At 39.9% G+C, this 13,226-nt stretch carries 6 protein-coding genes; 2 read left to right on the forward strand and 4 right to left on the reverse strand.

Annotated elements, in window-relative coordinates:
* Positions 1 to 73: 73 nt before the first annotated feature.
* A complete protein-coding gene (locus VIM89_RS01825; RefSeq protein ID WP_488154415.1) occupies positions 74 to 1,018 on the forward strand; it encodes a GyrI-like domain-containing protein in 945 nt (314 codons plus the stop codon).
* Positions 1,019 to 1,073: 55 nt separating this feature from the next.
* Here VIM89_RS01825 and VIM89_RS01830 read toward each other — a convergent pair whose 3' ends face one another.
* The 4 genes from VIM89_RS01830 to susR form a co-directional block, all read right to left on the reverse strand.
* On the reverse strand, positions 1,074 to 4,376 hold the full coding sequence (locus VIM89_RS01830; protein ID WP_488154416.1) for a VCBS repeat-containing protein: 3,303 nt from the start codon (positions 4,374 to 4,376) through the stop codon (positions 1,074 to 1,076).
* Between the two features lie 83 nt (positions 4,377 to 4,459).
* Positions 4,460 to 5,998 carry a RagB/SusD family nutrient uptake outer membrane protein gene (locus VIM89_RS01835; RefSeq protein ID WP_488154417.1) on the reverse strand — a complete coding sequence of 513 codons (1,539 nt, stop codon included), beginning with the start codon at positions 5,996 to 5,998 and terminating at the stop codon, positions 4,460 to 4,462.
* Positions 5,999 to 6,015: 17 nt separating this feature from the next.
* Complete coding sequence (locus tag VIM89_RS01840; RefSeq protein ID WP_488154418.1) at positions 6,016 to 9,111, reverse strand: SusC/RagA family TonB-linked outer membrane protein; 3,096 nt, start codon at positions 9,109 to 9,111, stop codon at positions 6,016 to 6,018.
* Between the two features lie 673 nt (positions 9,112 to 9,784).
* Positions 9,785 to 11,413: a SusR family glycan utilization regulator gene (gene susR, locus VIM89_RS01845; protein ID WP_488154419.1), complete on the reverse strand. Its 1,629-nt coding sequence runs from the start codon at positions 11,411 to 11,413 to the stop codon at positions 9,785 to 9,787.
* A gap of 247 nt (positions 11,414 to 11,660) precedes the next feature.
* Between susR and treA the strand changes: the two genes are divergently transcribed.
* Positions 11,661 to 13,226 (forward strand): alpha,alpha-trehalase TreA, encoded by a 1,566-nt coding sequence (gene treA, locus VIM89_RS01850; RefSeq protein WP_488154420.1) that lies wholly within the window; start codon positions 11,661 to 11,663, stop codon positions 13,224 to 13,226.

A 13,226-nucleotide genomic window follows, 5' to 3' on the forward strand; every position in this document is an offset into this window, starting at 1 on the left:
CAAATATTGCCCTGTTATACTCAGAAAAGGTTTTTTTTCTATACTTTCGGATTTGTTCTGCTACTAAACTTAAATGAAGAAGAAAATTATTATTCTGTCGTTGCTCATACTGATCGTCGCTGCTTGTTTTATACCTATTACCCTGCAAAAAACTGTCTCTATAAAATGGTCGTTCATTAGTGTCTATCGCGAACTGATCTTACCAACAAACTGGGCCAAATGGAGAACTGATCTACGTAAAGATTTTGCCGCTGATTCGTCCAAAATTGACATCAAAAAAGAGAATTCTTCATTTGCTATCCGATATCAAGATAGAGCGTTAAATGTAAGTTTTAATGAAAACGTATTTAATGTTACAGATGGCTGGAATAGCAAAAGGACCTACACTTACACTGTCGTTCCCCAAAAGGATTTAAAAAAAACTTCGGTCATTGTATCTGATAAAACCACTTTGATTGGCTACCTGCTATCAAAGTTAAAATCGAAGCCGCTTGCCTACACTCATATTGACGATCTGAAACAATTTATGGAAACAGACAGCCTCCTGTATGGCTTTAAAGTTTTCCGGAATGGCGTTGCAGGCAGCTATATGCTTGAAATAAAAAGAAAAGTATTGACCAAAGATCAATTTACTGAGGCTTCAAAAATGCATGCAACATTACAACACTACCTTGAAACGCATGGATTGAAAAAAACGCAACCACTAATAGCACAATTTTTACCTACCGGTACCGATTCTACCCAGGTGAATGTAGGTTTCTATATTGATAAGGAAACGGCCGTCGAAAAAGGTGATATTATTTTTGCCCGAATGCCTAAAGGCGGTCCGCTTTACTCCGTGAAATACAACGGGAAATTTAATCAGCGATCTAAAGCATATATAGCCCTTCGTCAATACTATACTGATCACTATTACCAGTCTGCTATTTTGCCTTTTGAAACCTATCTTGATGACAGACTCCCGGCATCGGATACTGATAAAGTAAATATTCAGGTGAACTTCAGCGGTTTTTTTTAGCGGTTATAAATAATTCAGCCCGGATCGTACAACTTCCGGGCTGAATTATTACTTCTCAATTCCCTTTAAATAATTGCAGTGCATCATTATTACGGGCCACAATAATTTCTTTGCCGCCTTTAGTATTGATCAGAGATGCATCCCTCACTTCGCCCAATACAAATAAGCCGCTTTGTACAGGAGGTAAATAATCAAATCCATGTTTTTTGTTGCCCAGGTAGGTTACCCCATAATTTGCATCGTATCTTCCGATTTCCGGTTTCAATCCATAAAAATTACCACCTAAAAACAGATCATTTATACCATCGTGGTTAATGTCCGTTACCAAAATGCTGAATACCGGCGAAAACTGAGCTCTAATCGGCAATGGTTTCATATCAAATGATCCTTTACCCCTGTTATAAAAAACGCATGTCTGGGTTTGATTTACGGTTAAGACCAATGCATTTTTTAGTTGCTCTTCGGTGAATATCTCATCAATGCTTTTACCTGCATAGGCGTCATACCGCAAAAATTTCTTTTTCATAGCAGGCAGCTGTCTGATGATATCATCATGCAGGTTGATTGGGTATGCTTTACCATCTGTTTTATAATAAACCGGGATACATTCTACCTGTCCATTGTTATCAAAATCAGACACATACAATTTAGCCGGATGATCAGCATCTGCTTTTATTTTTGAATTCAGCCCATTATTACCCGCAATCAGGTCTGGTTTGCCATCACCGTCGAGATCAGCAACTGTCAAACAATTCCACCAGCCGGATGAATTTTCCAGTTCTCCTGTTTTTTGTAGTTTGCCATTTACATATTTAAGAATAGTTACCGGCATCCAATCACCAACTACAACCAGTGCTTTTTTGCCAGAACCATCAATATCCACCCATTGCGCATCGGTTACCATGCCCAGTTTTTGCAATTCTGGTGCAATGCTGGCTGTTACATCAGTAAAATTCCCATGCCCGTCATTTCGCAAAAGTTTACTCGATGGTATAACTCCATATGTACCCGGCACGCATCTTCCTCCGATAAACAGATCACCGTTATTGCTGTTCAGGCGCACACAAGAGGCATTGATAGGAACAATAGGCCAGCCGCTTAGCTTACGGGTAAAGTTTCCTTTGCCATCATTTATGTACAACCGGGCAAACAGATTTAGTGAGCCTTCCTTTTCCAGGTTACCGCCTGATACCACCACCAGGTCCATATCGCCATCGTGATCGACATCAACAAATAAAGCACCGATATCCTCGCTGTTTTTATCCTGTTCAAATGCAGACTCGCGTTTTCTAACAAAAGTGCCGTTTGGCTGCTGGATAAAAAGTTTTGCCGTATCGCCTGTTGCATTTCCGACAAAAAAGTCTTCCAAACCATCGCCATTCACATCGGCAACAGCCAGTTTTGGCCCTTCGGTTGAAAGCATTTTAGGTATCAGCCTTTGATCATCAAAATCTTTATAATCATTCTCTTTATGATAAATGTCACCTTTAAAACTGGTAGCAGTAATATTCTTATAAAATGGTTTAGCTGTTTGAACCGCGGGTGCAAAATTCAACTTCGCATCCGACTGTTTCAAAGTAATTGTAGTATTGGTATTGATATTCTTCAATATCTGCATTTTCATATTTGGCCAAACAATTTTTAAACTATCAATAGTTTTATAAGTACCTGTACCAAAATTTAATACGGGTTCAACACTGCTTTCAAATCCCCGGGTAGGCATTTGTTCGAGCACCTGTTGCATGCCCTTGGTATAAATAGTAACCCTGGAACCGACACCGAAAGTATTCATGCCCTCACCTTTCAGGTTTATTTTAAGGTAATGCGCATGTGTGCGTTCGGAAGTCATATTCCTGTAGATGAAAGCCTCGCCGTTTTCATTATTCACCACCAAATCGAGGTCACCATCTCCATCAAGATCGCCATAGGCTGAACCATTGCTAAAGCTTGGTGTAGAAAACCCGAGCGGAATACTTTCGTTTTTAAATTGGAGGTTCTTTTGATTGACAAAGCCATAACTGGTAATTGGCGTTTTCGGCATTTTATCGAGCAGTTTCTTAGCCTTAAAACCGCCATTTCTGATTTGCTGCATTACTTCGTCACTGCTGAAGTAGGTCAAAAAGTCCTGATTTGTTAAATCACGGCTGATACCGTTGCTTACAAAAATATCTTTCCAGCCATCATTATTAAAATCAAATGCCAGTGCACCCCAGCTCCAATCTGTAGCATTTACTCCTGCTAAATCTGCTATTTCACTAAAAGTTCCGTCGCCATTGTTCAGTTGCAAACAGTTTTGGGTGAATTGGTGATGAAAACTGTTCTTCAGCTTGGCATTGTAAATGTCGTATTCATCAAATTTCGTAGTTGTTTTAAGACGATAATCGCCTTCAGGCAGCATGTCTGTGGTAAAAACATCCAGGTTTCCATCGTTATTGAAATCTGCCATATCCGACCCCATAGACGATAAACTCATATGCCGGATAGCCTCATTGCTTACCTCGCTGAATTTACCATTATGCAGATTTTTATATAGATAATCGTGCTCAAAAAAATCGTTGGAGATGTACATATCTGTCCACCCATCATTGAACAGGTCACCGGCGGTTACACCCAAACCAAAACCAATTTCACTACCATATATGCCAGCCTCGGCACTTATGTCTACAAACTTTCCGTTATCATTCCTGTAAAAACGGTCGCCATTCTGTGGGTCGCGTACATTACGCAAATCGCGGTCATAACCAAAGCTGCCTATTGCCCTGTAGCTATTGTTCAATACAAAACAATCCAGGTCACCGTCATGGTCAAAGTCAAAAAATATGGCCTGGGTAGATAATCCTTTATCTGCCAACCCATATTTTGCTGCTTCCTCCTTAAAAGTGCCGTCTTTCTGATTAATATATAGCTCATTTGCCCTGTCGGCATCTTTCATTCCCCCGCTGTTTGAAACATAAATATCCAACCATCCATCGCCATTAATATCTACCATCGTTACGCCCGTATGCCATCTGTGATATCCTTTTACTCCGGCTTTTGCGGTTACATCCTCAAACTTCCAATTCCCCTTGTTAAGGTAAAGTTTGTTTTCGCCCTGGTTAGAAGTAAAGAAAATATCTGGCTTCCCATCATTATTCACATCACCAATGGCTACTCCGCCCCCGTTATAAAAATTTCGGTAATTAAATACGTTAAACTCGCCATCGTCAACCACCTTGTTATCAAAGGTTATACCTGTTTGGGAAGATGGCTGCAATTGGAACAAAGCATCTTCTGATTTAGGTGCATCGGTATGCTTGCAGGAGATTAAAAATAATGGAACTGCAAAAAACAGTAGCGGGGAATAATATTTTCTCATCATTAGTTGGTAAGCGAATATACAGAACTAAAATGGAGCGGTAATGTTATTGCCGCTCCATTTAGGATTTATTCTGTTGAATATTCTTATTGAGTATAACCAGGATTTTGTTTCAGGTTTTTATTTTTCTGAAGTGCTTCCTGCGGAATTGGGAATATCCATGAATGCTGATCAGCATCAGGGGTCTTAAACTGTTTTGCATCACCAAAGTGACCATAGCGAAGCAAGTCTTCTCTTCTCCAGCCTTCCCAAACAAATTCGCGGCCTCTTTCAGATAATAAACTGTCGAGGTTAAACGCTGCTGTAGTAAAGTTTGATAAGCCTGCTCTTTCCCTTACAGGTCCAACGTAAGTTAAAGCTTGTGCTGCATCTCCTGTTAGGCGCATTATACACTCTGCTTTCATCAGGTATACATCTGAATAGCGGAATAATGCAAAATCGGCGTCCTGGCTCTGGAAACCCGGAGTGATCTGCCATTTTTGCTGACGTACGCCTTCAGCTTCGTGCGCATTGCTAAGGCTGGTAACCGTTGGTTCAAAATCCAAAGGTCGTGAACCATCACTCGCACGCGTTGTCAATGGGGTAACTCCATCTGCATCGTATTGCTGCCCTACCTGCCATCCGTTCCTGCGCGTATCAGCGCTGTTGAATTTGCCGTAATAATCAGCATTAGCGCAGAAACCATTCCAAGGCCCACCGGTAGATCCCCAGTTATATTTGTTAACCTGGTTATAGTGGAAGGTCATCATTTGTATTTGCAAACCTTGGGCATAGATATGATCGTAAGGTATTACGAAAATATTTTCAGTTGAGCCCGTATTATTGCTTGAAAAGTTATCAAGGAAATTCGGCATTAAAGCATACCCAGCTCCCAATAAAGAATCGCACAAGGCTGAACATTTTGTGTAACCATCAGTACCACTTGAGCCGGTGATTACGTTCTGATTAAGGTATAATTTTGCAAGCAAAAAATAAGCTCCCCATTTGTTAAGTCTGCCATACTGGCTTGGATCTTGAGCCGGCGTTTTGGCACTCAGCGTAGGTGCTGTTGCCTGTAGCTCTGATACGCAGAAATTGTACACATCTGTCGGAGTGCTTTGTGACACCGTTGATGCATCCTGACTCGCTGATTTCAGCAGTGGCACGGGGCCAAAGTTTTTTACCAGAAGATAATAGTAGTATGCACGCAACGTTCTCAACTCATTAACTGAGTAAGCAGTATTTGGTGTAGCCGGCAGTCCCTGTAATAACGAGATGGTGATGTTTATTTGGCCCAAAGCGTTATAACAGTTGTCCCAGGAGCTTGAAACGTTGGCATGTCCCGGCTCATAAGTGTGCAGCCATAATGTAGACCATTCGCCACCGTCTGACCAGTCCCCCCCCACACGCGTCGGGATGATCAGCGCATCAGTGGTTTCCTCGGAGGTTAGAATGATATTGGTATTACCGGTAATGCTTTGTAATTGCGTATAGGTACCCAATACGATCGATTTAAGATATGCAGCGCTTCCGGCAGCTGCAGTCTGCGTAACGGAATCCTTGGTTGGATTTAGCTCTTTTTTACAGGAATAAACTCCTGCAACAACCAAGAGAGCCGCTACGATTACTAAATGTTTCTTTTTCATTATAATATGATTTATAATTATTTCAATACCATGTTAACACCAAATGATAACTCTCTTGGACGCGGATAAATCGCTCTGATATCAATACCTTGCGAGCTGCCCGTTAAAGCGAATGCATTATTTACTTCCGGATCTACACCTTTATATTTGGTAAAGGTATACAGGTTGTTACCTGCTACATATATATGCAGTTTATCAATGTACTTGTTGTCATTTATCTTAAAGCTGTAACCCAGGTTCAAGCTCTGAACTTTCAGGAACGATGTGCCCTGCCACCAGAATGATGATGGTTCTGATGCACTCTTAATACCATATTGTGTGGCATCGGCCAATACTCCATAAGTACCTAACTTAGCCAAACTGGTATAGTCCATCGCAGCTTCATTAAAGGCATGGCTGCCGTATTGGCCGCGAAGGAAGATATTCAAATCGAACTGTTTGTAAGTAAACGAGTTGTTGATCGAATAGGTGAATTTAGGATCGGTAGTATAGAACTTGCGGTCCTGGGTACTGCCGTCATCAGAATAATTAAGCGTACTTACATCTGTAGTAGCCGTCCTTGAACCGTCGGCATTATATTTCCAGAATTCCTGTTGTCCGTCAGCAGTTATGCCTGCATATGTTGGCAATAACAATGTACCTACAGGATAACCAACTTTCAGGTATGCAATATTTGATATACTACCGCTGATACCCAAACCTGATGTGCTACCCACATTGGCTTGTGTAACATTGAAGGTAGTACCATTCAAAGAACCTGAAAGGTTCAGGATCTTGTTACGGTTAAGACCGAAGTTGATACCCGGAGTCCATGAGAAGTCGGAATTGCTTACGGCTTTATAATTCAGGCTGAACTCAAAACCTTTATTGCTCATGCTGCCTATGTTAGCAAGAATTGTAGATACAAAATACGTACTTCCTGTTGGTACAGTATACGGATATAATAAGTGGTTGGTTTTTTTAGAATACCAGTCAAAAGTACCATTTAATCTGCCGTTGAACAGGCTGAAATCAGTAGCAATGTCGGTGCTGGTTACCACTTCCCATCTTAATGAAGAGTTTGCATTTTGTACTGCAAACGCTGCAGGCAAAAATAATCCTGATGTACCATCATAATACTTCTGTCCATTAGGACCGAACAGGAATTGAGAGGTGTAATCGCCGATAGCTCCCTGGTCGCCCACAGAACCATAACTGGCCCTTAATTTCAATGAGTTAATCCATTGCACGCCTTTCATAAAATCTTCCTGGCTGATGGTCCATGATGCACCAAAAGAAGGGAAAACACCGGATTGATTGTTCAAACCCAGCTTATTAGAATTATCATACCTGATGTTTGCGGTAAAATTATATTTATCAGCAAGATTATATTCCAACCTACCAAATAATGACTTAAGTATATATTGTGCATTATTTGAACCTATATCAGCAGTTGATATGCTGTTGGCAGAACCGATCGCTTCATTTGGCTGATTAATATCATTGAAGTCGTGGGCACCCACACGGAATTGCGAGTATGCTTCGGTGTAATGCTCAGCACCACCTAACACATTGATCCTGCTCTTGCCGAACGTCGCTTTATAGTTAATAGTACCACCGTAAGTTGCGTTGGTATAATCCAGCTCACCTTTGTCCACATCACCATGGCCGGTTAAGGTAGGTGTGTAATTAAGCGGATCAGTTACTGCGCTTAATAGACCCTGAGTAGGCAGGAAACTTGTTGCGCTTGTTGGAGGATAATAGGTAAAATAGGTTGATACTCCATGAGCAACGTTAGCGTAAGGGCTAATGGTCAGTCCTTTTGCCAGAGTATAATCCAATTGAATTCTTCCATTAAGCACGTCAGCAACACGTTTGTTCTGTATGTAAACTAATTGGGGCACAGGGTTCGCTTCCTGCGTATTATTGATAAACTGGTAATAATTTGGATGATTAGGATCCGTCACCGAAATTACCGATGGCACGGCCGCCGCATTAAGCACCGCGTTTTTATCAGCTATGTCCCCATTAGTATGCGTACCTGATGCGCTGATAGTGATCAATAATTTATCATCCAACGCTTTCTGATCGAAGTTAAAACGTCCCTGCAAATCTTTTCTATCCGAACCTAATAAGATACCTGGTTGGTCTGTATAAGTTGCAGAAGCACGGTAATGTCCTTTTTCTGTACCACCAGATAAAGCAAGATTTTCATTGTGTGTAAAGGTGCTTCTTGTAATTTGTTTAAACCAGTTGGTATTAGCTCCCTGATCTGCAGTAGTTGACGGAGTATCCGGTACAAACGCTTTCATCGGATGTCCATAAAACGATTGATAAGCAGAAAGGTATTGAGTCCTGTTCATAAAATCAGGCAGCTTTTCTGGTGATTCTGAAGCTATGTAAGAGTTAAATTCAACACGCATTCTGCCTGCTTTACCTGATTTGGTAGTGATCAGGATAACACCACCTGCAGCACGTGAACCGTAGATGGCTGCACCTGACGCATCTTTCAAAATGTCATAAGATTCGATGTCGTTTGGCGATATACTTCTTATATCAGCGCCAACAACACCGTCGATAACGTATAACGGGTCGTTACCACCTGATAATGATACAGTACCACGGATACGTACGGTTGGGTTATCATTCGGGTCACCGCTTGAGGTATTGATAACCACGCCTGCGGCTTTACCCTGTAATTGTTGTAATGGGTTAGTAGTAACACCTTGTACGAAATCGCTTGAAGATACTTTTACAACAGCACCCGTAGCGTCTTTCTTGCGTACGGTACCGTAACCTACTACCAACACTTCGTTAAGAGCAGTGCTGGCGGCGTCTAATGTAATGTTTAATGGCGCACCGGTTAATGGCACGTCCTTTTTGTTGTAACCAACAAAAGAAACGGAGATTGCGGTAACCGAAGAAGGTACTGAGAGTTTGAAGTTACCATTCACATCGGTAACCGTACCTGCGGTTGATCCTTTAGCTACAATGGATACTCCCGGAATGGGCGAACCATCTTTTGAGTCTGTTACTTTACCTGTAACTACTACGTTTTGGGCCAAAGCAGGCAGCGCAAATAAACATAGCAAGATAAAGCAGCAACTTACTTTGAGTAAATTTTTAAAATGCATAAAATTTGGGTTGAACGGTTTATTGATTAGTTAGTTAGTTTTAGCAATAGTAAACCTATTTGTTATAAATATTTTGAGATGTAAATATTCTGATATAACTAGTTTACACTCGGCTGTTTGGCTAAGGGGGAATGTTGGTATCCTTTCTTTTTTTCATTTAGTTATTGGTTTACAAATCGGTTATAAAATAATACAGCATCTCGCATAACCTAAACTATTCAGTTACTTGAAACCTTAAAACAAAAATTGTAAATACAATTAATGAACTAAGTAATTACACTTTTGTGTGCCGGTAAATTATTTTATTTGGTTAATTGGTTATTAGGGAAAATCCGATGTAATCTAAGTTACTACTTTTTAAAATTACAAGCAACTTTTTCGTTACATCATATCCTATTTAAAGCAAAGTAATAAATACACAGCAAAATTACCTATTTGTTTATGTAGAATATAAGAAAATAATGAATTTTTTAAATTTAAATATCTCATTTTAAGATACTTACAAAAAAATATGCTTTAAAAAATATAAACGTTATTTAGGGAAATAAGGTACTTATTTAACCCTTTTGAGTATTAATTTAACAGAATAATCAATTGCAGATGTTTGGGAAAACCGCTTTTTACGCGTTGTAAAAAGCGTTGTACTTTGCAGTAATTCTTTTTAAAGGATGATTTAATCCTGCGTTTTACTTAGCACTTCAATGGCCTTTATATCCATAATACGGTGGTCAAATTCGTCACTTGGAACTAAGGCTTTGGCCTTGATACGCATTTTGTAAACATAGATGGTATTCACGGAATACTCCAGGATATTAGCTATAGTTTCCACATCGCTGATACCGAGCCGCATCAGAGCAAAAATTCGCAAATCCGTATTTAATACTTCATTGTCTTTTGGCCATATCTGGTCTTCTTTTTTAAAAAGGGAGTTGAAGGTGCTTATGAAGTTAGGGAAGATTTTGAGGAAGATATGATCAAAAGTATAAAAAAGAGTCTCCCTTTCCTTTTTAATATTGATCTCATTTACAGAAACTAACACATCATCATATTTCTTTATAGTGATCTTCCGCTCAACATTTCTTTTCAGCTTTTCAAGCTTTAATATATATCCGGATATAACGTTGAAGAAATAGCCGATATATTCTTCTTTGATATGAGTATCCTCTATCAACTTCTGGTTGATCTTTTCGAGCAGCACATTTTTTTCTTCAATTATACGCTCCTTTACCTTCAGCCTTTTCAGTTGAATAAACACGATAAATGATACCAGGGATATTATGATCGCCACAACTGTGATAGACAGCAGGTAGATCAGGAATTTATTCTTTTCATTCTCTGTGATAATGATCTTTTGTGCTGCAACAATGGGTAAAACAGCTCCTATTTCAATTTTACGCAACCTTGCACCATAAAATTGCGCATCCTTGTCTGCCTGTTTTATAAAATCATAGGCCTGGTTTACATTACCTTGCTTAAACAGCTCCTGGCCCAACTTAAAAATGGCCAGCGTTTCCTTAGTTGACGAACGGATATCATTTATTGCACCTACAGCCAATAATCCTATCCTGTCTTCCGCGTGTTCCGGTCCGGGATAGAAAGAACTCAGTGCGGTTGCCGACATTGCCCTTTGATGTGCTGTAAGCGGATAATGGTCTAAAAGATCAATATAATATCTGGATGGTAACTGCGACTGGCCCAATCGTATTTGCCGGTCACCCAAATGACGCAGCAACTCAAATGAATTAGGTTTGGATAAGGCAATGGCCGAATCCAAATATTTAAGCGATTGCACCTTATCAAAAGGCGCAAAGAATTTATCGTTATTATAATCTGAAAGATCAGAATAAGTGCGCTCTCTTATGGAATAATATTCCAGTTTGGAGCTATCATTGAGCAATCGGGTATTGATGTGCTCAAGACTTTCGAAAGTTTCTTTGAACATTCCCGCAGACATTAAAAGAAAAGCGACCCTGATCTTCGTATCATTTTCCCAGGTAAGGTTATGCGATGCCTTACTTATGTTCATTAATTTTTGGGTATAGGTATAAGCGGTTTCAAACTGGTATGATTTATATTCTTCATACAATTGGGTGCAAATACTATACTGGGTATTATAATCGGTCTTTGGGGCTGCGTCTAACCTGGCTTTTAGCCTTTTAATCCTGAATTCCTTTTGGCTGTCATACATCCTGATCTTTGATAATTCAACTTTTAATTGTGACAAAAGGCTATCTGTTTTTGCAGATGAGTATGCTGAGTATCCAAGAAATGACAAGAACAGGGTTAATAAAAATATTCTCATGTCTCAACCAGGGGTTTTAGATGCCTAAATCTATACTTAAAAAATGAGTTTCTGCTTAAAAATGATAAAAACAATTTTAAATTTTATCAATCAAAAACATTGATAGCGCATTAGGAAGGTCATTTTCATTCATATTTTTTTTATAAAAAATTGGCACTAAACTCTTAAATAGAAATTCTTTATACCTTGCTTATTATTAATATCTTACCAATTTCTGACCTGTAATAACCTAACACCTGTTATAAGCATGAAAAAACTATTATTAACATTATTTCTGTTTGTTGTTTTTGGCGTTTCATATGCCCAGATACATACCCCACGACAATTATTTCCAGGTTTATTTGAAGCTGTGCAGCTATCTGATATTTTCCCCGATAATAAAACCTTTGTTGATGCTACCCCACGTCGGGATCCTGAACTGATCATGAAGGATTATAATGATAAAAAAGACAAACCTGGATTTGATCTGAAACAGTTTGTAACTGAGAACTTTGTAGTGCCCGGGCCAAACTCCAACGTTTTTAAGACCGACGTTTCTCTGGGCATACGCAAACATATTGATACGCTATGGCATGTGCTTTACCGCAGGCATGATACGGTTTCCAAATGGTCGTCCCTGATACCTCTGCCGAATGATTTTGTGGTACCAGGCGGGCGTTTCCGTGAGACTTACTATTGGGACTCTTACTTTACAATGCTTGGTTTACAGGAAAGCCATCAAACGCAGATCATACAAAACATGATTGGCAACTTTGCTTATATGCTTGATAAATATGGCTTCATCCCTAACGGAACACGAACTTATTACCTCACCCGTTCGCAACCGCCGTTCTTTTCAATGATGCTTGATCTGTTGGCCAAAGATGAGGGCGATGGTGTATTTGTAAAATATCAACCTGAACTGATAAAGGAATATAATTTCTGGATGAATGGCGCGGATAAAGTAAAACCCGGTGAGGCTTACCGTATGGTGGTGCGAATGAAGGATGGCGAACTCCTTAACCGTTACTGGGACGATTCAGATCAACCGCGCGAAGAATCCTATAAAAAAGATGTGGATGCAGGAAAATTAACTAAGCAAAAGCTAAGCGATTTTTACCGGAATATTCGTGCGGCGGCAGAGTCAGGATGGGATTTTAGTACCAGATGGATGGATACCACAGGTAAACTGGAAACTATTCAAACCACCTTTATTGTGCCTGTCGATCTTAATTGTTTGCTTTATCATCTTGAGCTTTCTATTGCAAACTCTTATCATTTGCAGGGTAATGGATTAAAGTATAGAGAATACACAACCAAAGCCTTACTACGCAAAAAAGCCATACTGAAATATAGTTGGAACGAACAGCTTGGCTGGTTTATGGATTACAACTGGAAAACCCGCCAAAAGACGCCTCATCAGACCCTGGCAGGAACTTTCCCGCTTGAATTTAAAATAGCTGACGCTAAACAGGCGGCGAAAATAGCTTCTGAATTAAAATCTAAATTCCTAAAATCAGGTGGACTGGTTACTACATTTAAGCGTTCCGGTCAGCAATGGGACAGCCCGAATGCCTGGGCGCCGTTGCAGTATATGGCTATTGATGGTTTGAATAAATACAATTATTCCGGTCTTGCCCGTTCGGTTGCCGAAACGTGGATCAGTACAAATATCCGTGTATTCAACTCAACCGGTAAGCTGATGGAAAAATATAATGTATTGGATACTGATGCAAAAGCCGGTGGCGGCGAATATCCTTTGCAGGACGGTTTCGGCTGGACAAACGGCGTATTGCTTAATCTGCTGAATAAGTATCACATGGATAATTTATAA

The organism is Mucilaginibacter sp. (genome assembly GCF_036568825.1).
Classification (GTDB): domain Bacteria; phylum Bacteroidota; class Bacteroidia; order Sphingobacteriales; family Sphingobacteriaceae; genus Mucilaginibacter.

Excerpts from the sequence above, each read along its gene's own strand:
- VIM89_RS01840 (WP_488154418.1), bottom strand. The coding sequence starts at position 9,111 with ATGCATTTTAAAAATTTACTCAAAGTAAGTTGCTGCTTTATCTTGCTA.
- VIM89_RS01835 (WP_488154417.1), bottom strand. The coding sequence starts at position 5,998 with ATGAAAAAGAAACATTTAGTAATCGTAGCGGCTCTCTTGGTTGTTGCA.
- VIM89_RS01830 (WP_488154416.1), bottom strand. The coding sequence starts at position 4,376 with ATGATGAGAAAATATTATTCCCCGCTACTGTTTTTTGCAGTTCCATTA.
- VIM89_RS01825 (WP_488154415.1), top strand. The coding sequence starts at position 74 with ATGAAGAAGAAAATTATTATTCTGTCGTTGCTCATACTGATCGTCGCT.
- treA (WP_488154420.1), top strand. The coding sequence starts at position 11,661 with ATGAAAAAACTATTATTAACATTATTTCTGTTTGTTGTTTTTGGCGTT.
- susR (WP_488154419.1), bottom strand. The coding sequence starts at position 11,413 with ATGAGAATATTTTTATTAACCCTGTTCTTGTCATTTCTTGGATACTCA.